Source organism: Arthrobacter roseus (assembly GCF_016907875.1).
GTDB classification, from domain to species: domain Bacteria; phylum Actinomycetota; class Actinomycetes; order Actinomycetales; family Micrococcaceae; genus Arthrobacter_J; species Arthrobacter_J roseus.
Genome location: NZ_JAFBCU010000001.1, coordinates 997,854 through 1,023,968, shown reverse-complemented (window position 1 = coordinate 1,023,968; position 26,115 = coordinate 997,854). Strand labels below are relative to the sequence as shown.

Annotated in this window: 24 protein-coding genes; 9 read left to right on the top strand and 15 right to left on the bottom strand. The window is 62.1% G+C overall.

The features are described from left to right. Positions 1–271 precede the first annotated feature (271 nt). Positions 272–1,561 carry an ISL3 family transposase gene (locus tag JOE65_RS05255; protein WP_205162236.1) on the bottom strand — a complete coding sequence of 430 codons (1,290 nt, stop codon included), beginning with the start codon at positions 1,559–1,561 and terminating at the stop codon, positions 272–274. A gap of 235 nt (positions 1,562–1,796) precedes the next feature. On the opposite strand from JOE65_RS05255, the gene JOE65_RS05250 reads away from it, so the two are divergent. Further along, complete coding sequence (locus JOE65_RS05250) at positions 1,797–2,030, top strand: hypothetical protein (protein WP_205162235.1); 234 nt, start codon at positions 1,797–1,799, stop codon at positions 2,028–2,030. 125 nt (positions 2,031–2,155) lie between these two features. Continuing rightward, positions 2,156–2,476, top strand: a complete 321-nt coding sequence (locus JOE65_RS15445) for an IS3 family transposase (RefSeq protein ID WP_205162234.1) — start codon at positions 2,156–2,158, stop codon at positions 2,474–2,476. 413 nt (positions 2,477–2,889) lie between these two features. Here JOE65_RS15445 and JOE65_RS05240 read toward each other — a convergent pair whose 3' ends face one another. From JOE65_RS05240 to JOE65_RS05230, 3 genes are all read right to left on the bottom strand, one after another. Beyond that, positions 2,890–4,608, bottom strand: coding sequence for an AIPR family protein (locus JOE65_RS05240; RefSeq protein WP_205162233.1), 1,719 nt, complete (start codon positions 4,606–4,608; stop codon positions 2,890–2,892). A 472-nt stretch (positions 4,609–5,080) separates the two neighbouring features. Then, positions 5,081–5,224 (bottom strand): hypothetical protein, encoded by a 144-nt coding sequence (locus JOE65_RS05235; protein WP_205162232.1) that lies wholly within the window; start codon positions 5,222–5,224, stop codon positions 5,081–5,083. Between the two features lie 63 nt (positions 5,225–5,287). Continuing rightward, positions 5,288–6,223, bottom strand: a complete 936-nt coding sequence (locus JOE65_RS05230; RefSeq protein WP_205162231.1) for a hypothetical protein — start codon at positions 6,221–6,223, stop codon at positions 5,288–5,290. A 635-nt stretch (positions 6,224–6,858) separates the two neighbouring features. Here JOE65_RS05230 and JOE65_RS05225 point away from each other — a divergent pair. Next, a complete protein-coding gene (locus JOE65_RS05225; RefSeq protein ID WP_338021548.1) occupies positions 6,859–7,926 on the top strand; it encodes a PD-(D/E)XK nuclease family protein in 1,068 nt (355 codons plus the stop codon). Beyond that, positions 7,923–11,186: a UvrD-helicase domain-containing protein gene (locus JOE65_RS05220; RefSeq protein WP_205162229.1), complete on the top strand. Its 3,264-nt coding sequence runs from the start codon at positions 7,923–7,925 to the stop codon at positions 11,184–11,186. Before JOE65_RS05225 ends, JOE65_RS05220 begins: the two co-directional genes overlap by 4 nt. A 396-nt stretch (positions 11,187–11,582) precedes the next feature. Here JOE65_RS05220 and JOE65_RS05215 read toward each other — a convergent pair whose 3' ends face one another. Next, positions 11,583–11,981 carry a heavy metal-responsive transcriptional regulator gene (locus tag JOE65_RS05215; RefSeq protein WP_205162228.1) on the bottom strand — a complete coding sequence of 133 codons (399 nt, stop codon included), beginning with the start codon at positions 11,979–11,981 and terminating at the stop codon, positions 11,583–11,585. 55 nt (positions 11,982–12,036) lie between these two features. Between JOE65_RS05215 and JOE65_RS05210 the strand changes: the two genes are divergently transcribed. Together JOE65_RS05210 and JOE65_RS05205 are read left to right on the top strand one after the other, a co-directional pair. Continuing rightward, positions 12,037–12,336, top strand: a complete 300-nt coding sequence (locus tag JOE65_RS05210) for a thioredoxin family protein (RefSeq protein WP_205162227.1) — start codon at positions 12,037–12,039, stop codon at positions 12,334–12,336. Positions 12,337–12,402: 66 nt separating this feature from the next. Continuing rightward, positions 12,403–13,755 (top strand): dihydrolipoyl dehydrogenase family protein, encoded by a 1,353-nt coding sequence (locus JOE65_RS05205; protein ID WP_205162226.1) that lies wholly within the window; start codon positions 12,403–12,405, stop codon positions 13,753–13,755. A 40-nt stretch (positions 13,756–13,795) separates the two neighbouring features. On the opposite strand, the gene JOE65_RS05200 is transcribed toward JOE65_RS05205, so the two are convergent. The 5 genes from JOE65_RS05200 to JOE65_RS05180 all read right to left on the bottom strand — a co-directional run bounded on the left by JOE65_RS05200 (position 13,796) and on the right by JOE65_RS05180 (position 18,397). Then, positions 13,796–14,107, bottom strand: a complete 312-nt coding sequence (locus JOE65_RS05200; protein WP_239536622.1) for a HipA N-terminal domain-containing protein — start codon at positions 14,105–14,107, stop codon at positions 13,796–13,798. A 178-nt stretch (positions 14,108–14,285) separates the two neighbouring features. Next, positions 14,286–16,715 carry a Tex family protein gene (locus JOE65_RS05195; protein WP_420827488.1) on the bottom strand — a complete coding sequence of 810 codons (2,430 nt, stop codon included), beginning with the start codon at positions 16,713–16,715 and terminating at the stop codon, positions 14,286–14,288. Between the two features lie 49 nt (positions 16,716–16,764). Continuing rightward, positions 16,765–17,172: an NUDIX domain-containing protein gene (locus JOE65_RS05190; protein ID WP_205162225.1), complete on the bottom strand. Its 408-nt coding sequence runs from the start codon at positions 17,170–17,172 to the stop codon at positions 16,765–16,767. Further along, positions 17,136–17,528: a hypothetical protein gene (locus JOE65_RS05185; RefSeq protein WP_205162224.1), complete on the bottom strand. Its 393-nt coding sequence runs from the start codon at positions 17,526–17,528 to the stop codon at positions 17,136–17,138. The genes JOE65_RS05190 and JOE65_RS05185 overlap by 37 nt, the downstream gene beginning before the upstream one ends. A 134-nt stretch (positions 17,529–17,662) precedes the next feature. Then, complete coding sequence (locus JOE65_RS05180; RefSeq protein WP_205162223.1) at positions 17,663–18,397, bottom strand: glutamine amidotransferase; 735 nt, start codon at positions 18,395–18,397, stop codon at positions 17,663–17,665. Positions 18,398–18,454: 57 nt separating this feature from the next. On the opposite strand from JOE65_RS05180, the gene JOE65_RS05175 reads away from it, so the two are divergent. Then, positions 18,455–18,820 carry a TraR/DksA family transcriptional regulator gene (locus JOE65_RS05175; RefSeq protein WP_205162222.1) on the top strand — a complete coding sequence of 122 codons (366 nt, stop codon included), beginning with the start codon at positions 18,455–18,457 and terminating at the stop codon, positions 18,818–18,820. On the opposite strand, the gene JOE65_RS05170 is transcribed toward JOE65_RS05175, so the two are convergent. The 4 genes from JOE65_RS05170 to JOE65_RS05155 are packed head-to-tail and all read right to left on the bottom strand — an operon-like array spanning position 18,817 to position 24,405. Next, complete coding sequence (locus tag JOE65_RS05170) at positions 18,817–20,370, bottom strand: long-chain-fatty-acid--CoA ligase (protein WP_205162221.1); 1,554 nt, start codon at positions 20,368–20,370, stop codon at positions 18,817–18,819. The genes JOE65_RS05175 and JOE65_RS05170 overlap by 4 nt on opposite strands. Continuing rightward, entirely contained in the window at positions 20,367–21,065 is a 699-nt protein-coding gene (locus JOE65_RS05165; RefSeq protein WP_205162220.1) for a TetR/AcrR family transcriptional regulator, read from the bottom strand. Before JOE65_RS05165 ends, JOE65_RS05170 begins: the two co-directional genes overlap by 4 nt. Continuing rightward, entirely contained in the window at positions 21,062–23,179 is a 2,118-nt protein-coding gene (locus tag JOE65_RS05160) for a 3-hydroxyacyl-CoA dehydrogenase NAD-binding domain-containing protein (RefSeq protein ID WP_205162219.1), read from the bottom strand. The genes JOE65_RS05165 and JOE65_RS05160 overlap by 4 nt, the downstream gene beginning before the upstream one ends. A 35-nt stretch (positions 23,180–23,214) precedes the next feature. Continuing rightward, on the bottom strand, positions 23,215–24,405 hold the full coding sequence (locus JOE65_RS05155; RefSeq protein ID WP_205162218.1) for an acyl-CoA dehydrogenase family protein: 1,191 nt from the start codon (positions 24,403–24,405) through the stop codon (positions 23,215–23,217). A gap of 47 nt (positions 24,406–24,452) precedes the next feature. Here JOE65_RS05155 and JOE65_RS05150 point away from each other — a divergent pair, with 47 nt between their 5' ends. Beyond that, positions 24,453–24,719, top strand: coding sequence for a type II toxin-antitoxin system Phd/YefM family antitoxin (locus JOE65_RS05150; RefSeq protein ID WP_205162217.1), 267 nt, complete (start codon positions 24,453–24,455; stop codon positions 24,717–24,719). After that, complete coding sequence (locus JOE65_RS05145) at positions 24,716–25,120, top strand: type II toxin-antitoxin system VapC family toxin (protein WP_205162216.1); 405 nt, start codon at positions 24,716–24,718, stop codon at positions 25,118–25,120. The genes JOE65_RS05150 and JOE65_RS05145 overlap by 4 nt, the downstream gene beginning before the upstream one ends. A 9-nt stretch (positions 25,121–25,129) precedes the next feature. Here JOE65_RS05145 and JOE65_RS05140 read toward each other — a convergent pair whose 3' ends face one another. Continuing rightward, entirely contained in the window at positions 25,130–26,083 is a 954-nt protein-coding gene (locus tag JOE65_RS05140) for a hypothetical protein (protein WP_205162215.1), read from the bottom strand. Between the last annotated feature and the right edge of the window lie 32 nt (positions 26,084–26,115).

Here is a 26,115-nt window from a genome sequence, read left to right as displayed (position 1 = left end):
ACAAACTCAGTTACACAGAGAGAGTTGCTGGTGGCTCGAAGATTGGCGACGTTCTCTGATCGGACGGACATTGCGGTGGGGTGCCGGGCGTGCCATACGGACCAGCAGACCGGGGAGGATTATCGATCGGGTCAACGATCTGCCGGCGCTGATGCCCGGCGCTTTGACCTGGACCAGGGTGATTGGGTCCCTAGGTAGGAGCCCGGTTGGCATGGCCCTGTTTAGTGGCTCTTCGCGTTTCGTGGTGAATATCAGCCCGCTGAGATGAATTTCATGCCACCGTCCGGGCAGCACTTCTCAATAGGATACGTGATTGGTAATTGGTCGGATTGCGGAACCCTCGAGCAATCCGTTTGATGTTTTTGATCATCGTGTTGGCTGCCTCGACTTTCGCCGTGGTGACCCGGGTGTCGAGCAGTGTTTGGATCTCTGGCCACCACTTGGTCACGGTGGTCAGCAGCCGATCAGTTTCCATCATCGCCGCCGACTTGACCTGGCGCTCAAAGAACTCTTTTCGCTCTTGGACGCTGGCCGGATTGCTACTGGAAAGCATCAGTCGCAGTGCTTCCTTCACTCCCCAGGCGGCGGCGAGTTCCTGGGTCGGATCATCGGTGGCGAAGACATCATCGAGTCGTTTCTTGCCGGCGTCGGAGAGCGTGTCGTAGCCGCGCAGCAGCAACCGCCTGTGGGCCCAGGCCTTGTCCGTTTTCAGGCCGCGGCGCCCGTGTTGCTCCCGGGCGACGCGCTGGCGGACCCCGGTGAGCATGTCATTGGCCAGCAAGACGAGGTGGAAGTGATCCACTGAGACGGCGGCGTCGGGCAGGTGCTCGCGCAGGGCTTTGCGGAACGCCGCCGACGGGTCGATCCCGACCGTTTCGATGCCGGCCAGCCAGGCGGCGGGTCGGGACTTGAGCCAAGCCCCGACGCCGTGGCTGTCGCGGCCGTTCACGATGCCCAGTACCTGGCCGGAATCGACATCGACGATGGTGGACATCCATGGCTCGAACCGGGACCATTTCCCGCTCTGCTGGTCCTTGAACCAGCGCACGGATCGGTAGCGGTGCTCATCGATCCCCAGCCGTGCCGGGGTCAGCAGGTCCACCGATGGCAGCGCCAGGGCGGCAGCGACAACAACAGTGTTGACCAGCCACCAGGAGACCCCGAACGCGGCCGCGACCTCGCTGGCCGCTCTGCCGGAGGAGACGACGGCGTCTTTGAGCGTGTCCTTGAGTCTGGCCGTAGACCGGGCGAAGCGGGGCACTTGCGGGGTCGACTCGGCAAAGGTCTTCCGGGTGCAGGCAGGTTCGTCACAGAAGAACCGGCGCTTGGCCCACCACACGCTCACCAGCCCGGCGACAAGGATGTCGCGAACCCGCTGTCTCCGTCTCGAATGCACCCGGGTGGAAATCATGCCGCAGCCAGGGCAGCCCGGCGGGAAGTCCGAGGCGATGGTGACAACACGGATACCGTCACCGTTCGTAACGGCGGTGACGATTCGGTAGTCGGGCAGATTGAACAGTGTCGTCGCCGCATCCGGGCACGACTGGGTAGGCTGGTTCAAGGCTCGTGGTTCCTGACTTGAGAAGAATGCTAGACACATCCATCTCAACAGGGCCACGGGCCCTTACTTTGCTACGACACGAACCCCGGATTCACCACCAACCGTGAAGAGCCTGTTTAGTGGTCCGTTTTTATGTGAGTAGGGCATAGTGACTTCAGGAGGTCACCTCATGCCTTTCCAATACCCACGTTCCATCTAGCGCGGCATCAGTATCCGTCTGTGGCAGGGCGAGTCAGTGGCTTCGGTCTCCGCGGAGACTGGCATCTGTCAAGGAACTCTCTACCGGTGGAAACACCAAGCACTGGTGGACGCCGGGATGAAGGACGGGACACCAAGTCCGGACGTCGGTGACCTCGTTTCTGCTCGCAAGAGAATCCGGGCCCTCGAAGACGAACTGGCCATCGTCAAGGCCGTCAGCGCGTTGTATGACCAAACGGCGGTGGTGCCCCCAAAAGAAAAACCGCAGTAGTCGACGGGCACCACGCCCAAGGATTCTCCGCCCGCCGATCCTGCGTTACCGCAGGCCTGAACCGGTCTACTTATTTTGAACACCTCCGTGCGGGATCCTCTATTAGGGCGATCCGATGCGCGATCGTGGCTGACTACGTGCGCCTCATTCACCGGCAATCCGGCGGTACCTACGGGTGGCGCCGAATCAGGGCCGGACTCTTGGATGAGTACGAGATGATCGTTAACCGCAAACTCATCAAGGCCATCATGGTCGAGCACAACATCGCCGGAGTTCCGCGGGCCAGCGTGTTCCGTAACCCGCTGGCAGACAAACGCGTTGACACCGATCTTGTCAATCGGATCTTCACCGCTGACGGGCCAAACCCGATCAATGTTGACCATGGGCTGACTGGCACCAACCGCGAACGTCCCGGTCCGCGCGAAGCCTCGCTGCTTGCCGGGTAGTCGCTACCCTCGTCGTGACAGAGCTCGACTGGCTGGCACGATCCTTGCCGGACGCCCGAGGCATCATCGAAGGCATCACCAAAAGGAGAATGACTCAGTATCGGCGGGAATATCCCCTGCCCCACTGACCCCGTCGTCCGACTCCTCTTCCACGTTCTGGCCATGGTCGCGAAATTCGAATCTGATCTCATCCGTCCCCCACCGGAGAAGGCATTCAGGCGCCAAAGCCAAGGGTAGGCTCCGCGGGAAGCAACCTAAACTCAGCAAGTCTCAGGAAGCGCACTTGCTCTCCCTAAACGAGGGAGGACAGCACACTAGCACCGAAATAACTGAACTCTTCAAAGTCGCCAGATCTACTGCGTTCCGCTTCGTCCAAGGTATACTTCTCTTCGACCGAACACCTCGAGGAACCTCTAAATGACGACAGCTCGCTTTGAGCTCGACGAAAGATAGTTCTTCGCTCTGAGTAGCAGCTGTTCAGTTACGACTCCGTCTTTCGCCACACGGTCGAACAAAACCTCGCGCCTCCGACGTGCACCCTCAGCGAACTCCTCCCGAACCATCTGCAGGAGATCCTGCAAGACTCCTTCACTGGGAACGTCACTGATCTGCGCAATTTCGGCTGCTGAAGGCCGATTTCTTCTCGTCGCGGCGATTGTTGCCAGCATGCACAGGTGAAAAGAGAAATCTTCAACCTGGCCCCGAGTGGTGGCCTCCGCACGCAAAAAACCTTCACACCGTCTCTGCATGCGAATTGCCGCCAGATAAACACCAATTGGGTGCGTAGAAGCGAATAGGAGGTCGTATACCTCGTCCTCAAACACCGTGCTCACTTGACCGCGCGCAACGTGCGGCATCTGGACGAGACCTGCTAGAAGCGCTTGTCCCATTTGATCAATCGATACAAGATCATCGACTCGTATGCCCCTGTTGCTGTACAGGTTCTTCCGACGCTCATAGTAGAGATCACTCTTGAGTAGATACTCTTCTATCTGTCGTTGCACCTTGTCGGTAGCGCGAAGCGAGCTAAGGCTTAAGTTGGTCTGGCTATTAGTTGCACGAATTATTCGGTCGCGGACTGTATCGTCCTCCGCTTGGATGATCTTGACTAGGACACTCCGGTTCTCGCTACCGGAGGCAGCTCCTCGACTACGCTTATAAATCTCGTGCGAGGTTTGCAGGCCATTTACAATCTGCGGTGATTCGAGTTCAAGTAGCTTGTTAGCGGGCTGCACGCGATTGGCGACGATAGTTACGCCATTGTTCAACCACCAGAAATCGACGTTCTCGTCATGCTTCTCTAATGTCGCTTGAATGCTTCGGTTAACTATCGTTTCACCTTCGTAGTCACGCACATTTGCCTCAAAAAGCGAAGCATCAAGGTTCCCGCTGTCATCGGTGATAAAATTCTCGTATTCGTCCAGCCGTACTACGCCTATGTAACCACCTGCAGTATCGGTTGAAATGGGATTCTCCGCGAGAGCGATAGATCTCATCACCGACGGCTTTTCACGAGCCATGTCAGACAGCACTGAAGCGTCGATGAAATCAATGGTAGGACTGCAGGAGGCGAACGAATGACGAAGAACATCAGCGATCAAGTTCGACTTTTCGACAGTATTTGGGTGCAGCTGATCCGCTTTGAGAGCGACGAAGCAGGTAAGAATTCTAAGCGTTGGCATTTCAAGCGTACGATAGACGCTGAGAAACCTGCGAGTAATTTCAATCACTCGTGGGTTCAGAGTTTTCGCCAGCACCTCCTCATCCCTACCGAAGTCCAAGAGACGCGGAAGATTGACAACGAGCTTGTCAATCGCCGATTCGCCGAATCCCTTAGTGTTCTTCACTTGGAGGACGATGAGGTCCAGTTGAGCGTTCCGACCTAGCCCTTTTAGCGGTATGTCGTCTCGGATACAGAATCCATTGGCGAACATATACAGCGCGTCAATGCCACCGTCTTGAGCACCGTCCACAATGCCCGATAGAAGATCGTCGTGCGTAGTGTTGAAGTGACGAAGATACTGCTTCGCACTGAAGTAGGTCTCATGTTCAGCGTCCTCTAGGACCGGAACAGTTTCTCCTCTCGATCGAGCGAGCATGTCTGCCAATAAGACGACGTCATTTGTTGTCATTACTTCCCCAAGTCACAGTTCTTCAGAATGGCACTTCACTGTAGAGGCCAATCGCATGATTCTACGGCAGAGAGGTAACATGATCCGCAAAAGGCGTTGAGCACCAGAACGGTCCCTGCCACGCTACGCGATGACAGCGCTTACGTTATACAGGGGGTCGACGTGGCGTTCGCCACGTAGGAGGGGCATCTTCGAACAGTAATCACAGTTTGAGTACGTCGCCTGCTTCGCACGAGAGAACGTCCGCTGGCTCCGAAGCAGTCTGCGTAGTGGTCTAAATTCGTCCCACGGTGGAGGTGGTCTCGTCTTTGATGTATCCGGGCTATTGTTCCCTTGAGCGTTATCCCGCGCGACTTCCTACTGCTCACCAGGCCCTCTAGAACTCCCAACTGCTATGTTGTAGATCACGTCAACAAGGGGGCACTGATTGAGCGATTCGCACTGGTCTGCAACTAGCGATGCGCTAGCAGAACTAGCCCGCATCGTCACGGAAGCCCAGGCCAATAACCCGCTCGCACCGGTCACCGTCATGGTCCCCTCGCACGCCTCCGGTCTGGACGTCACCCGCTACCTCGGCCGCACGCTGAACGACGGCGAGGGAAGCGCAGCCGTTCACGCCTACACGCTGCACGACCTCGCAACCGAGCTCATCGCAGCGCACCCAGCAATGCGTGGCCGCTCACCGCTGCCGCCAACCATCAGACTCGGCGCGATCAGCAAAGCACTCACCGAACAACCCGGCATCTTCGCCCCGGTCGCAGACCAACCGGCCACCGCCCGCGCCATCGCACGGACCGCCGTCGTCCTCGATTCCGTTCAGCCATACCCGACAACAAACCACCCAGAAACAACGCAGCAAGCCGAGGCCCTCCCCCAGCTGACGCAGGAAGTCCTCCGCCTCCACCGCGCAGCAGCGGACGCCCTGCACACCATTTGGTACACCCAGCACGAAGCCTTCACGATTGCCGCCGAGAAGCTTCAAGAACCTGCTGTGCAGAAGCGGCTGGGAACGGTGATCGGGTTCATGCTCGGCACCGAACTCCAGCCGGACGCATTGATGTTCCGCAACAGTCTCGACGCAGCAGGCATGAAGCACATCACCGCGGCCGGCACCATCGACGACGCCACCACGGTCATCACCGCCTCCGACGCCGACGACGAAACCCGCGCCGTCGCCCGTCTGGTCGTGGAACAGCTCGACGCCGGGACACCCGGCCACCGCATCGGCGTCTTCTACTCGGTAGCCCAGCCCTACAACGCGCTCCTCGTCCAGCGGCTCACCGAAGCGGGCGTCACGTTCGTGGGCCCCGCGCCGCGCACGCTCACCGATTCGCCGTTTGCGCGCGGACTCCTCCAATTCCTCGCCCTGGACACAGCGGATCCGGACAAGCGCACCATCCTCAATATCCTGGCCGAAGGCACACTGGTCTGGCGCGACCACGAGCTGCCGGGCAGCGCCACCTGCGAGCGGCTGCACTCCAACCCGCCCAGCGACGAGGAGAACGACGACGGGCCCACCCACACCGGAGCAACGCCGACGCGATCCACCCGGGACCGCGAAAACTTTGCCCTGTTCAACGCTTTCCTCACCGCCCTGACCAACCAGATCAAGCACGTCCAAGCAGCGCAGTCCTGGGCCGACGTCAGCACATCCCTGACCACCCTTATTAACGAATTCATGGGGCCCCGCTCAGCGCAGGAACTGCCCGAACGGGCAAACGCCCGCGAGACCCTGACCCAGCTCAGCAGTGACCTGAGCAAACTCGACGGCATTGGCCCACTCCCCCGGCCAGCCCTGATCCGCAGCACGCTGGAGGACGCCATCGCGTCCAAGGGTGGCTGGGCTGGGAAGGTCGGGGCCGGCGTCGTCGTCGGCAGTTATGCAGATGCCGTGGGACGAGACCTGGACGTCGTCTATCTGATGGGAGCCGCTGAGGGTCGTGCGCCGACCAGAATCTCGGAAGATCCGCTGCTGCCGGACGCCATCCGCGCCAGCCTCAACGGCAACCTGCCCACGGTAGAGCAGCGCGCCCAGGCCAAGAAGGAACAGTTCTTCGCGGCCTTGGCGTCGGGAACCAAGCGCACCATCACCAGCCCGCGAGGCGACCTACGCGCCGCGGGAAACTACGAACTCACCCGCTGGATCTCGGGCGCCAAAACCTCCGCCGAAAAGCGCGAGTTGCCGTCCTTCGCCCACAGCATTGAACACGGCTCTCCCACCGCCAATGCCCTAGCCGTCACGGAACAGGAATGGCGGATACGACACCTACTCACCGCCAGCGATCGCGCGGCAGTGATCACCGAAGACCCGGTGCTGAACCGGTCGATCGCCCTCACCCGGGACCGGCACGACGCGTCTTCTCTCGCTTCAACGGCAACCTGGGCGCCCACGCGGGAACCATCATGGACCCGGACCGGCCGCTCTCCCCCACGCGCCTCGAGGACTGGGTCACCAGCCCCTTCAGCTACTTCCTCAAACACGTCCTCAAGGTCACGATCTTCGAGGACGTCGAGCTCGAAGTGCAGATCAACCCCATGCAGCGCGGAAATCTGGTGCACAAGATCCTCGAGGACTATGTTCGCGAGGTCGCAGACGAAGGCCAGCCGCCGTCGTCGGACCGCCTGCTGGAACTGGCCGAGGGCGCGTTCACTGAGTTCGCCAACCCCGTCTGGCTCGCGCACGTCTGGGACCGCACTCAGGCCAGGATCCGCCAGGACCTGCGCCAGGTGTTCGACGCCGATCACAAGACGGCTGATGAGGGATGGTCCTATCTCGCAGCGGAAGCCAGCTTCGGTCCGGAGGACACTGACACCCACCCGCCGGTGGAGCTCACGCTCGACGACGGTTCCAGCATCTACTTCCGCGGGAAAGTAGACCGCATCGATCAGCACGACGACGGCCGCCTGAAAGTGATCGACTACAAGACCGGCAAAGCGAAGCGCTACCAAGAGCTGAAGAAGCACCGGACCGCGGAGGGCAGCCGCTTCCAGCTCCCCGTCTACGGCCTGTTCGCCCGCACCCTGGCCAGGAAACCGGCGTCGGACGTGGTCGCGCAGTACTGGTTCATCTCCAGCGACGGCGGCTTCGCGACCATCGGCTACGAGGTGAGCGAGGACGTCATCGCCCAGCTCCGCGAAGACGCGAGCCTCATCATCTCCGCCATCCGCGGCGGCGTTTTCCCGATGCGACCGGAATCGACCCCCTTCACGAGTTTCACCAACCTCATGGGCGCGCAGGAGGCCAAGCAGCAGTGGCTGCGGGTTCAGAACGCGCCAGAACTCGCCCCCTATGCTGAGCTGCTGAAGGTGGAGAAATGAGTATCCCCGTCATGGAACTGAAAGATCAGCAGGACCGCACCCTGATCGAGGAAAAGCTCGATGCCAACGTCTTTGTCGAAGCCGGCGCTGGCAGCGGGAAGACCCACGAACTGGTGGAACGCATCTGCGCGATGGTGGCGAGCGGCGTCGAACTGAAAAGCATCGCGGCCATCACCTTCACGGAGAAAGCTGCCGGTGAATTGCGGGAACGCGTACGACGGCGGCTCGAGGACGATGCGCCCAGCCCCACCCGAGATATCGCGCTGGAGCAGCTCGACACCGCCCCTATTGGCACCATCCACTCCTTCGCGGCGCGGCTCATCAGCGAACACCCCATCGAAGCGGGCGTCCCTCCCCTGATCACCGTGGTGGACGAGCTGCGTTCGCAAGTGGCCTTCACACGGCGGTGGGAAGCCGCACGGCACGCGCTGTTCACGGACCCAACGCTCGACGGCGCCCTCCGCATTCTGCTCGCCGTCGGCGTCAACTTGGACCAGTTACAGAAGGTCGCGAAGGTCCTCGATGGCAACTGGGACCGTCTCGAAACCCATCCACCACAGCGGCGGCACATTCCCGCCGTACACCTGGGGCCGCTGCTGCGCCGCACCGGTGACGTCTTGGCACATGCGGAACACTGCACGGATCCAGCCGACAATCTACTGGCGGCGATTGAAAACATCCGGAGCTGGCACGGCCAGCTGTCGTCCGTGGATGTTGCGGAGATGAGCGCGGTTCTGGACATCCTGAGTAACTTTCCGACAAGGCTAGGCGGCGGTCGAAAAGAGAACTGGTCCGGGCGCAAAGATGAGGTTGCCGCGTCCTGCAAAGCACTATCCGCAGTCGCTAAGGATCTTCGCAACAGCTTCGTCGCACCCGCCGTCGAAACCGTCACGGCCGCAATGTCAGAGGTACTGCGCACCGCCGCCCGCGAGCGCCAACGCAGCGGTGAGCTTGAGTACAACGATCTCCTCATTCATGCCCGCGACCTGCTGGTGGGGACGGACAAGCGTCAGGTTCATGCCTCCATTCACCAGCGGTATCAGTGCATCATGCTGGATGAGTTTCAAGATACTGACCCGGTGCAGGCCGAGATTGCGACGCGCATTGCCGCCACGGACATCTGTGGTCCGGATGGTTGGGAGCAGCTCGCGATTCCGGCGGGCCGGCTCTTTACCGTGGGTGATCCGAAGCAGTCGATTTACCGTTTCCGGCGAGCGGACATTGCCACATACCTAGCTGCGCAGCAGCGCTTCGCTGGCGATCCGGCGTCGGCTGTCACCTCGCTGAACACCAACTTTCGATCCACCGGGAAATTACTGGATTGGGTCAACGCGACGTTCGGGCAACTGATTCAGCTCAGCGGCACGTTGCAGCCCGCCTATCAGGCTCTTCACGCTGACCCTCAGCGTCCAGAATGGCTTGAAGAACACGGTCCGGCTGTCAGCGTCATTGGCCGCGAGGGTGCGACGCCGGATGAGAACGGCAAGGTCTCCGCGGACATCCTCCGCGCCCACGAAGCGGCGGACGTTGCTGCTGCTGTGAAACTCGCGACCGGATCCGGTGGGGGCCCCGTCTGGCAGAAGCAGAGTAAACGAACAGACGCGTTCGCCACGTCCGCCGTCGAGCTCAAAGACATCTGCATCCTGCTCCCCACCCGCACCTCGCTACCCGCCCTTGAAGACGCGCTGGACGATGCCGGCATCGAGTACCGGGCCGAGGCTTCGTCGCTGGTGTATTCAACGCAGGAAGTCACAGACCTCCTACTCAGCCTGCGGGCCATCGCCAACACGGCCGACGAGGCCTCCCTTGTTCTCTCACTACGCTCGGCGCTCTTCGGTTGCGCGGACGACGAACTGCTCGAATGGAAAAAGGCGGGCGGGCGCTGGAACATGTTCGCCCCAGCCCCGGACGAGTTGACTGACTCCACGGTCGCCGTCGCCATGCGCTACCTCGCCGAGCTATGCCGAGACATCGGGCAACTCACTCCCGGAGATCTGTTGGACCGGTTGGTGACGGATCGCCGCGTACTGGAGGCCGCCGCCGTCCGCCCCCGCTACCGCGAGATCTGGCGGCGCGTGCGTTTCGTCGTGGACCAGGCGCGGGCCTGGACGGAAGCCACGCACGGAAGTCTCCGCGATTACCTCGTCTGGGCCAGCACCCAACAGGAGGACAATTCGAAGGTCAAGGAAGCAGTGGTGCCCGAAACTGACGCCCAAGCCGTGCGGATCATGACCATCCACGCGTCCAAGGGGCTCGAGTTCCCCATGGTGATCCTGGCCGGTACAGGGTCCAGCCCCAACCACCAGAAGGCCGCCGCGCTGTGGGATGAGCGCGGTAAGTTGCAGGTGCACTTCGCTGGCGATATTGAGTCCAGCGGCTACCGTGAGGCGTCCCAGATTGAGTCGGACTTCATCGAAGCCGAACGACGACGCCTGCTCTACGTTGCCTGCACCCGCGCCGAGAGTCACCTGGTGGTGTCCCACTACGTTGGTGCGAAGGGCAGTCTTGGTCAGCTCCTGGTGGATCAGGACGACGACGCCGTTCCCTCCCTCAAGCTGCCTACTGACCTGCCCTTTGGTCTGCGGGCTGGGACGGAGGCAGCGCTGGTTGAACCGTTCGCCGAATGGGAATCTCGACGGTTGCGCTGGCAGGAAACGTCGGCCATTGCATCGACTACCTCTGTGACGGCTCTGGCCAAGGGAGCTTCTGAGCCTACTGAGCCAGCGTCGGCCATGCGCTTCGTGGATGTGAACGACGACGGCCTACCCACCTTTGCGGAGCCCGGCGGTGAGCATGGTGCGGTGTTCGGGACAGTGCTGCACCGGGTATTGGAGTTGAGCGGTCTACGCGATTCTGCGGATTTCGAGGAGCTGGCGTCCTCCGTGGCCCTCGCCGAGGGGCTAACTGATCCGGCTGGCCTGGCTGAACGGGCCCGCTCGGCGCTTTCCAGTGAACCGGTCCAGCAGGCTGCCGAGCGTGAGCACTGGTTGGAGCTGCCCGTCGTCGGCTCCTCTGAAGGTGTGACGGTGGAGGGCGTCATCGATCTGATGTACCAGGACGACGACGGCGCGCTGGTCATTGCGGACTTCAAGACGGACATCAGCGTCACCGAGGAGACCATCGCTGCGTACTGGCGGCAGCTCGGTACCTACGCGGAAATGGTTCAGCGGATCACCGCTTTCAGCGTGAAGGAGCTGGTGCTGATCTTCTGCCGCTCTGGTGCAGCCGAGGTCCGTCGTCGTACTGTCACTGAGGCCTGACCCGCTCCTGCCTCAGCGCCCTCGCGACGCCCTCGCACTCGGGACCCCTGACGCCCCCGCACTTATCGTTGGAATAGGGCCAATTTCCAGGTTATTCCAACAATAACTGAGGACGGATCCGCTGCTGGTGGGTAAGTCACGACCAGGGTTCGCGTTGCGCTCAGAGCTGTGACTATGACACCTTCGGCCGCACGCTGAGGTAGTCCGGCGTCGCCCAAGGTTCCGCACCGCCAGCGGCAGCTTCAGCCGACGGGCGTAGGACTATGTCGACCCAAATGAGACCCACCAGGGCAATCTAAACGGGACCCACTTTAGATAAGGCGGAGCGCCCGGGAAACCTACCCGAGGCGTATTACGGCTGTCTTGAATCCCTCCAAAGGAGTTTGATACCGATGTCTAGGGGTGCGGGATGATCTGACAGACGGCCCCTGCAGTGCAGTCGGCTGGGTCGAGGTCCTGGCTCACCTCGATGAGATGCTGCAGTTCTGTTTCGAGGAGTGCGAGTTCTCGTTGCCGGGTGTGGACGTCTTGTAGTTTCCCGGTAAGGAGAGTGATGACGTGCTCGCAGGGCACCTCGCCGACCTGGCGGAGAGCAAGGATGCTGCTGATCTCCGTCAGCGTCAGCCCCGCCGCCTGTGAAGCGCGGATGAACTGCAAACGAGAGACAGTGGCCTCGTCGTAGTGGCGGTACCCGTTCGCTTCACGTGACGCGCAGGGCAGGAGTCCGCGGCGTTCGTAGAATCTCAGGGTTTGTGTGTTCACTCCCGTGACAAGAGCTAGTTCTCCAATTCGCATAGTCCTATTACATCATTTGACCTTGAAGTGCGGTGCAAGGTTTATTGTTGGGGCCATGCAGATCACCTTGCAATACTTCAACGGATGCCCGAACTGGACGATCGTCGCGGACCGGCTGGCCGTCATCGCACAGGACCGCACCGACATGATCGTGACGCACCTTCTGGTGGAGACGCCCGAGGATGCGGAGGCTACCGGTTTCCGCGGATCACCGAGCATTCTGCTCGACGGCGCAGACCTTTTTCCAGACCCGGCCTCCTCCGTGGGGCTATCCTGCCGCATCTACCCAACGCCCGATGGGTTGGTCGGGGCGCCGACATTAGATCAACTACGAGCAGCGCTCCCCCCGACCTGAGCAGAATGACTCCGATCAAGACCATGATCCGATTCGGTGATAGTGCCGGCGGGAAGGAAATAATCCATGAACGAGGAATACGACCTGTTTGTCATCGGCGCAGGGATGGCCGGCACGACGGCGGCGAACAAATGTGCCGCCCAGGGGTGGAGGGTGGGAATCGTGGATGCTCTCCCCTACGGGGGCACCTGTGCGCTGCGTGGCTGTGATCCCAAGAAGATCCTCCGTCGTGGCGCGGAAGTGATCGATGCGGCCAACTTGATGCGCGACAAGGGCATCACCGAGGACGGGGTATCGATCGATTGGTCTGCACTGATGCGCCACAAGCGAGGCTTCACCGATGGTGTGCCGCAAGGGATGGAAGACGAACTCACTGGCAACGGGGTGACGACTTTCCACGGCAGCGCCCGGTTCACCGGACCGAACCAGCTCGACATCGACGGAGCCGAGCATCGTGCGAAGCGGTTCCTGATCGCAGTTGGCGCGCACCCTCGCCCGCTGAGTTTCCCCGGACACGAGTACCTGATCGACAGTACCGACTTTTTGAACCTCGACGCGTTGCCGCAGCGGATCGTGTTCGTCGGTGGAGGGTTCGTCTCATTCGAGTTCGCTCACATCGCCGCCCGCGCCGGGGCGACCTGCGTGATCGTCGACCACGGTGACCGGCCCCTCCGCGGGTTCGACCCCGACCTCGTGGAACTCCTCGTGAAAAGGACCGAGCAGACCGGAATCCGGGTTCAACCCGCCACCGCGGTCACAAGTGTGACCCGCACCGCAACCGGGCTGGACGTCACTATGGAAAAGGGCGGAGAGGTCTTCACCATCGGTGCCGACCTGGTGGTCCACGGCGCTGGGCGCGTCGCCAACCTAGACGGGCTGAACCTCGACGCAGCAAACATCGCATCCGGACCCCAAGGTGTCACCGTGGCCGGGCACCTGCAAAGCACCACGAACCCCTCCGTGTACGCGGCGGGCGACGCCGCTGACACCCCCGGAAAACCTCTGACCCCCGTCGCAGTGTTCGAAGGCAAGATCGCCGCCTCCAACATGCTCAAAGGTGTCACCACCGTCCCTGACTACACGGCCGTTCCCACCACCGTGTTCACCATCCCGGAACTCAACCGGGTTGGCATCCTCGAACAGGAAGCCCGTGCCAGCGGCCTAGACATCGAGGTGCGGCACAACGACACCAGCGGCTGGTACTCCAACTACCGGGTGGGCGAGACAACCGCCAGCACGAAGATCATCATCGACAAAACGACCGACCATATTCTCGGCGCGCATCTGCTCGGGCCCGGCTACGCCGAACTGATCAACATCTTCAGCCTCGCCATCAAAGTGGGGCTGACCTCCCGACAGCTCAAATCCATGACTGCCACCTATCCATCTATCGGCTCCGACCTCGGCTCCATGCTGTAACGGCGCATGTCCTCCACCCCAAAATGTTCGGCCAGCGGCCTCAACGGGTACCGAGACCATTCCGGCGGAGACCTTCTCCTGCACGCTGGCAATCGCACGAGGATCCACACCGGCCTCCTCCAACGGCCAAACGGAGTGCTAGCTCGTTGTCGGACGAGGCCTTTACGGCTCGACGCAATGACGAAAGACGCCGGTCCTCAGGCAGCAGGTGAGTAAAGAAGGGCGGAACTGATCCGCTCCCCGTGACCACTGGCTCTGCTGACAACGGAAGCGAAGAAGCAATCGCGGTTTGGCCCCGTGCCAGGTATTCCGGAAGGTAGCTGAAACGAGTTCCGCCATCATTGACCCTCATCAGAGTCAGCGTTCTTGCTGCAATCTAGCGGATCCCGATCTCTACACCCCACCTTGCCGGCCCCGGCGCTCGGGGTCTGCATCCCTGACGCCTCCGCACTTATTGTTGGAATAGGGACGATTCCCGAGTTATTCCAACAATAAGTGCGGACGGGTCCGGTCAGCGGGGCCCGGCCTGGTTAGCGGAGCCCGGCCTCCCGGAGTGCCTTCGCCATCGCACTCTCCGGCTCGCGGGACTCACGCTTGCCGCTCGAGCCACGAGACCCACGAGACTCAGGCGAAGAACCAGCCCCACGGGAAGCACCGGGGCCCGAGCGGGCAGCGCCAGAGCCCGAGGCGCTAGCAGCCTTCCCGCCGCCCGAAGGGCTCTCGTCGTCCAATCGAAGCGTGAGTGCGATGCGCTTGCGTTCGGGGTCCGCCTCGAGAACCTTCACTCGTACAACCTGCCCAGATTTGACGACGTCGTGCGGGTCGGAAACGAAAGTGTTGGACATCGCGGATATGTGAACGAGCCCGTCCTGGTGAACACCGATGTCCACGAACGCGCCGAAGGTGGCCACATTGCTGACTATCCCTTCGAGGATCATGCCGGGACGAAGGTCCGAGATCTTCTCGACCCCCTCCGCAAAGGAGGCGGAGGTGAACTCAGGTCTGGGATCACGGCCGGGTTTTTCCAGTTCGGCGAGGATGTCCTGCACGGTGGGAAGGCCAAAAGTGTCATCAACAAAATCTGCGGCATTGACGGTAGCCAAGGTCCCGGTTCCACGGACGGCGTCGGCCTTTCGAGCACCCACGGAGCTGAGGATTTTCCGGGCAACTCCATAGGCTTCAGGGTGCACGCTCGATGCGTCGAGCGGTTCCGCTCCCCCGCTGATCCGAAGGAACCCTGCGCACTGCTCGAATGCTTTCGCCCCGAGTCGTGGAACCTTTTTCAGGTCGCTGCGCTTCGCAAAGCGCCCCGTCTCATTCCGGTGGGCGACGATGTTCTCACTCAGCAACGGCCCCAGGCCAGCAACGCGACTCAGCAGCGCAGGCGAGGCAGTATTGACGTCAACGCCCACTGAGTTCACGCAGTCCTCAATCACAGCACCAAGGGAGCGTTCCAACTTGGCGGGAGCGACGTCGTGCTGGTACTGCCCGACGCCGATCGCTTTGGGATCAATCTTCACCAGTTCCGCCAGTGGATCCTGGAGCCGCCGCGCGATGGACACGGCGCCGCGTAGGGACACGTCCATGCCGGGCAGTTCGGCCGAGGCCAGCGCAGACGCTGAATAAACGGACGCCCCCGCTTCGGAGACCACCAGCTTGCGAATCTTCTGCTCGGGCAGACTCTTGATCAGTTCGGCGGCGAGCTCGTCCGTCTCACGGCTCGCCGTGCCATTGCCGATCGCGATGAGCTCCACGTTGTGCTTCACAGCGAGTTTTTTCAAGCTCGTCAACGCATCGGTCCACCTGTTGGAGGGCGCGTGCGGGTAGATGGTGTCGGTCGCCGTGGCTTTCCCCGTCCCATCGACAATCGCAACTTTCACGCCCGTGCGCAGGCCCGGATCCAGCCCCATGGTGGACCGGTTCCCGGCGGGCGCGGCGAGCAGTACGTCTCGCAGGTTCGCCGCGAACACTCGAACAGCGTCGTCCTCGGCCGCTTGCGCCATCCGCGAGCGCAGGTCGGTTGCGAGTCGAGTGTGAATCCGGGTACGCCACGCAACCTGCGCGCTCTGCAGGAGCCAGGCGTCCGCCGGTCGTCCACGGTTTGAGATGCCAGCGGCCCTGGCGACGGCGTTTTCGTAGTGGCCGCGGGCGTCCTCGTATGCTTCCTTGTCCGTTGGGTCTGCTTCGGCGAAAGAAACGTCGAGCACACCTTCTTTCTCACCGCGCAGCAGTGCGAGTACTCGGTGCGACGGCATGGACTTGGGCACCTGAGTCAAGGCGAAGTAGTCGGCGAACTTCTGGCCCTCGGCTTCCTTCCCTTTGCGGACCTGGGAGCGGAGGCGTCCAGTAGTCCAGAGCCGTTCGCGGAGGGTGGTGGTGAGTTCGACGTCGAGGCTGACGCGTTCGACGACGACGGCGCGGGCACCTGCCAGAGCGTCCTCGGCTGCGTTGATGGAGTGCGCCGGGTTGAGGTATTTCGCCGCTTCCTCGACCGGATCGAGTTCGGGGTTGCGCAGCAGTGCGTCAGCGAGCGGTTCGAGACCAGCTTCGCGGGCAATCTGAGCTTTGGTGCGGCGTTTGGATTTGAACGGAAGGTAGAGGTCTTCCAGTCGTGATTTGGTCTCGGCTTCATGGATGGCTGCGGTCAGTTCGGGCGTGAGCTTTCCCTGTTCGCTGATGGCAGCGAGTATGGCTGCGCGGCGGTCTTCGAGTTCGCGTAGGTACCGCAGCCTCTCCTCGAGATCACGCAGCTGTGCGTCGTCGAGCGTTCCGGTGACTTCCTTGCGGTACCGAGCGATGAACGGAACCGTTGACCCGCCGTCGAGCAGTTCTATCGCAACCTTGACCTGCCAGGTCTGCACACCAAGCTCGGATGCGATCTGGGCATGGATCTTCCGGTTCACGTCTGCCGGGTTGGGGGTTGGGACGGAAGGCTGGACCGGGGCTGCTGGGTTACTCACTGAAACAGTTTAGGCGGGACCCCGCCGTCGTCATGGTGGCTAGCCTCGGTCAATTGGGTAGAAGCTCCAGAACTCCGGCTGGATAGAAGGGTCGGCGCCCGGATTCCAGCTCATCTCTGCGCTTCCAGATCACGGGTGACCCGTCATCAAGGACGGTGAGTTCGGTGTCCAGACTCAGGGCATCGATCTCGGAGGACTCAACGGCGTACACATGAACGATCTCGTGCCCGGGTTCCCCTTCGAACTCGAAGTGGTTCTCCAGGACGCCGAGCAGTGACGTGGGCGTGACGTCGAACCCCAGTTCTTCCGTGAATTCGCGGCGAAGCGCGTCTGCCGAGGTTTCGCCGAACTCTATGCCGCCTCCGAGCGGTCGGTAGAATTGGAGGCCAGTCCGTCGATCCGTGAGGACGGAAACGAGAATTAGAGGATCATCAGCACGAATCCAGCCACAGCGCACACAATCCCGACCGTGGTCAGGGTCCATCCAATGATCAGGGCAGTATTGAGTCGTGGCGGGCCCAGGCACCACCGAACAGGGTGGCAGACGTCGTAGTGAAGGACGATGTCATTTCCGGGGACCAGTTCCTGCGCATCCTCGGGACGCAGCAGGGATAGCCGGGAGGTGTTCGCACTGTCGGTCCATCGGAGGCCCTTGTAGGTACCGGCGGCAAAGACCTCGCCACTGGTGCTGGCCCACCTGCAACGTCGTTTGTCGATAATCCAGCCGCAGACCAGCAGCGGCACGCCCGTAACGAAGCCCACCCAGGTCATCAGTTCCAAGATGGGGCCAAGAACATCTGCAAGTCCGGCCATGGCTTGATCTTATCCGGCGGGCCATCGGCAAGGACAGCAGAGTTTGGCCCGCTCGCGTGCCTAGGCACTGGTTGGTTGGATCGTTGGGGGCAGTGGTCTGGAGCTGCGGACGGAAGACTGCCATCCCGGACAACCTAACCCCGGGCGTACCGCTGCACGAAATGCCGCAGGATCCGCGCAGGCTGGTCCACTTGTGCTGTCCGGACACGGTCCATGACCTCGTCCGCCTCGTGGGGCGGAAAGTATCCGGCATTGCGGTAGATGTCGATCCGCTCCAGCAGGGCAGCGACGTCGAGCTCCGGATGGAATTGTGTGGCATAGAGATTCTCACGGATGCGGAACATCTGGACGGGACACGTCGACGACGACGCCAGCACCACTGCGCCAGGCGGCAGGATGGTGCACGCTTCCTTGTGACCCACGAAGCCAGCGAACGACGGCGGCAGGCCGGCCAGCAACGGATCGGCCGCTCCGGCGTCGTTCACCGTGATGGTGACCGCGCTGATGGGCTCGGCAAAGGTGCGGTCGATCACCGCGCCCTGATGCTTACCGAGGGTGCCCACCCCATAGCAGGCTCCGAGGAATGGGACGTCGGCTGCGACTACACGGTCCAGTAGCTCGCCAATCTCACGCTCTACGCGGCGCTGCGTATCGGACTTCAGCTCTTCGGGATCGGATGAGTTGAACGGGCTGCCGCCCACCATGATTCCTGAATAGTCATCGAGGTCAATCAGCGGCAGCGGACCAGCCTCCGCGCGAATGCGGTGCAAGTGCTCCGGCTCCAGCCCGGCTGAGTTCAGAAAGCTCTGGTACTCGCGCTCGGTCGCAACGTCTTCGGCACGGGTGGAGAGCAACAGGAACGGCAACATGAACTGATTTTACTAGACCTCAATCCTGCGGCGGTATGGTCGTGCTTTGATTGAGCCATGGACTCAGTCGACGCTGAACGCTTTCAACAACTCATAGACGTTCGCATCGCGGACACTCGCGCACGGATCGAAGCCTCTGGCCGGCGTATCGACGAACTGACCAAGGCGCGATCAGGCACGACTGAAGACGACGAACACGACCCTGAGGGCTCAACTATTTCCCAGGACCGGGCTCTGGAGGTCAAACTGCACGAAGATGCCCAGCGCAGTCTGACCGATCTCCAGCAAGCCCTGACACGCTTGGCGGACGGAACCTACGATGTCTGCGAACACTGTGGCGGCCCGATTTCACTCGAACGACTGGAGGTCCGCCCGGAAACCCGGCTCTGCATTGACTGCGCTAGCAGCCGCCTCCGCCGCTAACGCCCCTCCGTCACATCCCGTCGCAGCTCGCGCTTGAGGATCTTGTGGCTCGGTCCCAGTGGGAACTTCTCCACAAAGCGCACTTCGCGCGGATACTTGTGCTTCGCCAGATGCTCGCGGCTCCACTCGATGATTTCTTCCGCACTTGAACGAGGTCCCTGATGGGCAGGATCCAGCACGACGACGGCGCACACCTCTTCCCCGCGCAGGTCATCGGGAATGCCGATCACAGCCACCTGCGCAATGGCAGGGTGGCGAATCAGCACTTCTTCAACCTCGCGCGGGTACACGTTGTAGCCAGAGCGGATGATGACGTCCTTGGTGCGATCCACCACGGTGATGAAGCCGTCGTCGTCCATGGTCCCCAGGTCACCGGTGCGGAACCAGCCGTCCACCATGGCAGCCGCCGTCGCCTCTGGGTTGTTCAGGTAACCCGCGAATACGTTGTGACCGCGGACCAGGATCTCCCCGAGTTCGCCGTTCGGCAGCGGGACCACCTTGTCAGGCTCGCGATGATCCGCGATCTCCACTTCCACACCCCAGATGGAGGGCCCAACAGTGCCGGGCTTCACCCCCGAATACGGTGTGTTGGTACTGACCACGGGCGAGGTTTCGGACAGGCCGTACCCCTCGTAAATGGTGACGTCGAAAGCTTCGTTGAACTTCTCCATCACCGCCACCGGCATCGCTGCTCCACCGCTGACACACAGTCTCAGCTTCGGCAGCTTCTCCTGGCCCTCGGCCGCCTCCAGCAACTGCATATACATGGTGGGAACGCCATGGAAAACATCCACGTTCTCCTCGCGGATCAGTTCAAGAGCCGCTTCCCCGGTGAACCTCGGCAGCAGCACCAGGGTGGCACCCAACCGGAAGATGGCGTTCATGCTCGCAGTCTGGCCAAAGACGTGGAACAGGGGCAGGCAGGCGAGCGCAATGTCGTCGGTGCGGACGTCGTTGGCGTCCACGGCGGAGACCGTTGCGTTCATGACCATGTTCAGGTGTGTCAGCACGGCACCCTTGGGCTTGCCGGTGGTGCCGGACGTGTAGAAAATGACGGCGGGGTCATCCGCTTCACGGCTGACGTAGTTACGCAGCTCCTTCCCGCTATCGGCATCCAGGACCTGCAGGCCCTCAGCGCCCTCAGCGCCCTGGGGAGCCGGCCCGGCAAGCAGCAGCGGAATTCCGGCCTGCTCCGCGGCTGGACCGGCGACGCTCAGGAAGCTGGCATGACAGATCAGCATCTTCGCGCCGCTGTCGCGGAGGACATGAACCACTTCCTCAACGGTGAGCAGCAAGTGCACGGGAACCACGACGCCGCCTGCCGCCTCCACCGCATAATAGGCGCGGGGGAATTCGACGACGTTGGGCGCCATGATGCCGACAACATCGCCCGGTTCCATTCCAGCTTCCTGCAGCTGCGCACCGTAGCGCAGCGACTGGCGCCAGAGCGTGGAATAGGAGTACTGCTGGCCGCCGCTGATGACTGCGGTCTTTTCGGGGTATCTACGCGCCGATTCGGCAAGAACCGCGGCAAGGGACAAAACCGTCATGATGACTTCCTCTTCTCGTGATCGACCACGTTTGGCGAGCACGACCTCACCAGCAGCGCGCCCACCGACACCTCCAGTGCACGACGGGCCTCTTCGGCCGACTGCCCTAAATATGCGCGCAGCAGCTGCCAGTTGGCCCAGTCCGACGCCGTGCAGAGCGCCAGCGTGATGCGGTTCCGGCGGTCTTCATCCAGAAGGGATAGCTCCGGCTCGAACAGCCGCTCAATCTCGGCCCGGATGCGTTCCAGGTTCGATTCCAGGTTCCGCTGCAGCACCGGTGAGAACGGCCGGTGGACGTCCGCTGCCCGCGCCATCGGTGCGACGGCCTCGAGCACGTTGCCCCGTTGGGCACAATAGAGCTCGATCCGTTCTGCGAGCGCCAGTCCGGCGTCGATCGGGACAAGCGCCGCGTCCTGCTCGGCGAGCTGACGCGCCGCGGTCTCCGCCATCACGCTCTCCATGTCCTTGAAGTTGTCCCACAGCGTCCGCTGGGACACTCCGGCCCGCTCGGTGACCTGCCGCGCGGACGGTCTGAGTTCGCCGTCGTTGATCAGCGCAAGGTGAGCGTCGGAAATGGTCCGGCGAGTGCGCAGCGCCCGGGCACTGCGCCCGTCGAGCAGTGGTGCTTCCGGCCCCTCCGGCTCTCTGCTTTCCGACGCCCCCTGCTCAGCGCTTTCCGGCTCCTGAAAGCTCACGACGACGACGCGCCCGTCAGGCTCCCGCCGACGTCGGCCGCTCGTTGCAATGCCGACGCGGGCCGCAGGGACTCATCCCCGGTCGCCTCCGCATAGTGCGTCAGACGCTCGGCGACGACGGCCGCGCCCACCTGATCCGCGTACCACATGGGCCCTCCGCGGTAGGCGGGCCAGTTGTAGCCCTTGACCCAGATCACGTCGATATCGCTGGCGCGGTCCGCGATTTTTTCCTCAAGGATGCGGGCGCCTTCGTTGATCATCGGGAAGAGCAACCGTTCGAGGATCTCGTCGTCTGAGATCCCGCGTCGCGTCATATTGTGCTCGGCCGAAACCCGTTCGATGATCTCCTCCACCTCGGGATCGTTCTGGCGATCGCGGCCCTCGTAGGAGTAGTAACCGGCGCCAGTCTTCTGCCCGAAACGGCCCTCCACGCACAGAGCATCGCCGATCGGCGCGGTGGTGCCCTGCGCTTTCCGGTTCCGCCAGCCGATATCCAGACCGGCCATGTCCGCCATGGCAAAGGGCCCCATTCGGAACCCAAACTCGGTCAGCACATCATCAACCTGGGACGGCAGTGCGCCCTCCAGCAGGAGCTGTTCGGCCTGCCGCGAGCGCACTCCCAGCATCCGGTTGCCCACAAAGCCGTGACACACTCCGACGACGACGGGCGTCTTCCCGATTCGCCGAGCCGTTGCGAATCCAGTGGCTAGTGCTTCGGGACTGGTCTGTGCGCCGCGCACCACCTCCACGAGCGGCATGACGTTGGCCGGACTGAAGAAATGCATCCCGAGAACGCGATCCGCATGTTCCGTACCGGACGCAATCTCATCAATATCCAGGTAGGAGGTGTTGGTTGCGAGCACGGCCTGTGGCTTCACGTGCTGGTCCAGCTTCGCGAAGATCTCCTTCTTGACCTGCAGATCCTCGAACGCTGCCTCAATGACCAGATCTGCGTCGCTGAGATCCGCGTAATCCATGGTTCCGGTGATGAGCGCGCGCTGCTGCGCTGCCTGCTTCTCGGTTCGGTTGCCGTGCGAAACGGAGACAGCTAGATTCTTCTCGATCATGCCCAGCCCACGTTCCAGCGCTTCCTGCTGGGCTTCCACCACGGTGACCGGGATTCCCGCGGAAACCAGCGCCATCGCAATTCCTCCACCCATGGTGCCAGCCCCCACGACGCCGGCCTGCTTCACGTCTCGAGCTGCAGCTGGATCCAGATTCCGTGGTTTGCGGGCAGCACGTTCGGCAGCGAACAGGTACCGCTGGGCGGCGGACTCCGAACTCTTCAACCGCTCCTGAAACTTCGCGCGCTCCACCACAGCGCCTCGTTCAAAGGATTTCTCAACTCCCGCGGTGACCGCTTCCACAGCGGCCTTGCCCGCAAACGGATCCTTGACCTTGCGCAGTGCCGTCGCTGCGAGTTCGACGACGGTTCCCGGCTTCGCGGCGGCGTCGGCAATTTTATCGGTCCGGTCCTGCGTACGCATGGGACCACCAGAGGCGGCGAACTCCGCGGTCCACCGGGCGGCTTCGGTTTCAAAGCCGCTGCCGCCGTCGGAATCGGCGGAACCGGCGTCCGAGCCGCCGTCGAGCACCGCATCTACGAGGCCATCCTGTAGGGCAGCCTCGGCCGGAATCTGCTTCCCGCCGAGGATCAGTTCGAGCGCCTTTTCGGGCCCGACGAGCCGCGGCAGTCTGCCCGTACCACCGGCGCCGGGAAGCAGTCCAAGACTGATTTCGGGCAGGCCCAGCTTCGCCGTCGTCAGTGCGACTCGGGCGTGCGCGGCCATCGCGAGCTCCAGTCCTCCACCGAGTGCGACGCCGGTGATCGCTGCGACAACCGGTTTCGGGAAGTCCTCCACGCGAGCCACGAGCTCGGGAAGCGTCGGTGAGCTGGTGCCGGTTCCGAACTCGGTAATGTCCGCTCCGGCCGAGAAAGCTTTGGGCTGGCCGATCAGCAGTACGGACATAACGTCGTCATTGTGTTCAAGCTCGGCGAGCGCGTCCATGAGAGCCTCGCGGAGGGCCAAGCCAAGCGCGTTGACGGGCGGATTGTCCATGCGGACGTGCGCTACGCCGTCGGTAATCTGGACAGAAACTGGCTGTGAAGTCATGTTCTCGCTCTCGTTTGCGAATGCGAATGCGGGTTCTATTTGAAGGCTGAGATGCCGGTGATGTCGCGGCCCACCAGCAGGGACTGGATGGAATCCGTGCCCTCGTAGGTGCTGACGATGTCCATGTCGGTGAGGTGCCGTGCAATATGGCGCTCCAGCAGCACACCGTTTCCCGCGAGGATGTCGCGGGCTTCGCTGCAGATCCACTTGCCTTTCTGCGCGTTCGCCATTTTCACCATCGACGCCATGGCCCCGGTCAACCGTCCAGACTCGGCCAGGTCAGTCATCCGATAACACATCAGTTGCATGGCGGTGAGTTCGCTCAACATGTTGGCCAGCTTGTTCTGCACCAGTTGGAATGAAGCGATGGGCCGACCGAACTGTTTGCGCTCCAGTGCGTAGGTCGCCGCGATTTCGTAGGCTGCCATGCCGTGGCCCACCGCTTCCCAGGCCGCTCCCCCACGCGTCGCGGTCAACACCCGGGAGACGTCATGGAAGGACTCACAGTGCTCCAGTCGATTCACCGCTGGAATGCGCAGGTTCTCGATCACAATGTCCGACTGCAGGATGGCGCGCTTGCCCATCTTCCCCGTGATGACGGTGGGACTGTACCCCTGGGGATACGCGCCGTCGTCGTTCTTCTCCATCATGAAAGCCTTGACCTTGGCGTCTGCCTCGTCGCGGGCAAAGATGACGACGACGTCGGCCGCATCACCATTGCCGATCCACCGTTTGTGACCGTTCAGGATGTAGCTGTCGCCGTCGCGGCGGGCACTGGTTTCCAGTGCCACCGAATCAGATCCGTGTTCGGGCTCCGTCAGGGCAAACGCGCCGGTTTTCTCCAGTTTGGCCATGGCGGGGAGCCAGCGCTGCTTCTGCTCGTCGCTGCCGAGCATGTTGATGGAGCCCATGCCCAGGCTCGAGTGGACACCGATATAGGTGTTGACCGAACCGTCTGCGCGGGCGATCTCCCTGGAAACAACGCCGGAGGCACGGCGGCTCAGCCCGGGGCAACCGTAGCCCTCGATAGTGGATCCGATAATGCCCAACTGTGCGAGGCCCGGCAGCAACTCCGTCGGGAATTCGGCCCGCTCCCAGTAGTCGTTGATGATGGGCAGAATCTCTGCCTCGGCGTAAGCCCGAACCTTGTCGCGGAGGGCGCGCTCGCCGTCGGTCAGCTCCTCGTCCAGAAGGAAGTAGTCGCTGTTGATGTCCGGTGTAGTCAAGGCACTGTCCTTCGGTCGACTGCTACGATTGCTACGGAGGTGCAATCATGACAACAATCCCACACCGGGAACTACGAAACAACAGCAGCAGCATTCTTGACCGAGTAAAGAATGGCGAGACCATCAGCGTCACGAACAATGGGGACGTGGCAGCGACGCTGATCCCGCCGTCGTCGTCAGTGTTCGAGTCGCTGTTGCTTTCCGGCCAGGTTCGGCAAGCATCCATTGGAGCGGTCGACTTCCGGCTCCTTCCGCGCGTTGAGCAGGAAAACTCAACGGCAGCTATCCTCACCGACCTGCGTGGTGAACGTTGATCATCTACATCGACACCTCGGCAGCACTGAAGCTGGTGATCGACGAGCCGGAGTCAGCGGCCCTTGCCGATCACCTGTCTGCGGCAACGGCGGAACACACGCTCGTTGCGTCGATGCTGCTTCACGCGGATATGCACTGCGCTGCCAGACGGCAGCGGAACATCCCGGCCGAGCTGATCAATACTGTCCTGAACAGCATCAACCTGGTGGACGTGGCCCGCAGCGACCTGATGTACGCAGCCGCTATGCCGCACCAACTCCGAAGTGCGGACGCCATCCATCTGGCTACGGCAATTAGGGTGCAGGCTCAGTCAGTCCTCGCCTACGACCATGAACTCATGGCGGCAGCAACTGACGCCGGGCTCTCCGTGGTTTCGCCGGGCTTCCCGACTAAACAGTGACCTCCCCCGCTAAGCGGTAATCTTCGCCGACGTCGGCCAACTGGCGCCTGCGGCAAGCCCAACAGCCAGAACGTCTTCCACGAGCCCTGCCTGCCACGTCCACCCGAGCTGCTGGGCGTAATCGCGCCACGCAGCACCGCCGAAAGACCCCGCCGCCGCACCAACGGCAGACGCAATGACGGGCAAGACAGCATTCGAACGGTCCCTGCGAGCCAGAACAATCGCTCCCCCGGCAGCAGAAATGAAGCGAGGCGGCAGCCCCGATTTCCCTAGCCGGCTAGGCGTCATGGGGAGCTTGTCCACCAACAGCTCGGACCCCAGAGCCACCGCGGTCAATCCCGCAGTTCTGCCAGATGGCTTATTCCGGCCACCCAGTTTCTTGGCCAACACTGGCCCGGCGAACGCCAGAGTGCTTCGCGAGCCCGTAGCCGCACCCAACATCAGTGAGCGCCCCAGCAGTGGCAGCGACGCCCGCCGTCGTACTTTTTCGTTGCGGTCAACTGGCGGTTCCGTGGCGTGCAGTACCGCCTGAACGCTCATGCCATAAGCAAGGTGACCGGCGACGTCAACCGCCCAGTCTCTGCTGGACCACGTGCTCGGATCGGTGATATTCAGCTTCGCGAGGGGGACATCGGCTGCAGCCATGGCTGCAGCCCCCGTCAGCGCCACACCAATGGGAGCCGGTACCCGGAGCTTGGCACTGCGCGCGGCTGCCGCCACGATGCCGACGCCAAGACCCGCCTTCATACCGGCGATAGCACCCAGAGCCGTGCGCCGATTGGCCTTTTCCTGGCCGCGGCCCGGGATATCAATCCCCGCCCTACTCAGGAGTTCCTCCACCAAGCGCCCCGGGGCCTCACTGCCCGGACGCCCGCGGAACAACATGTCCACAAAACTGGCTGCATTCAGTGCCGTGACTCCAGCTGCTCCAGCTGCCAAGCCTCTACCGATGGTCTGTTTCATATCAAGCTCCTGTCTCGCATCTGCCGCATCCC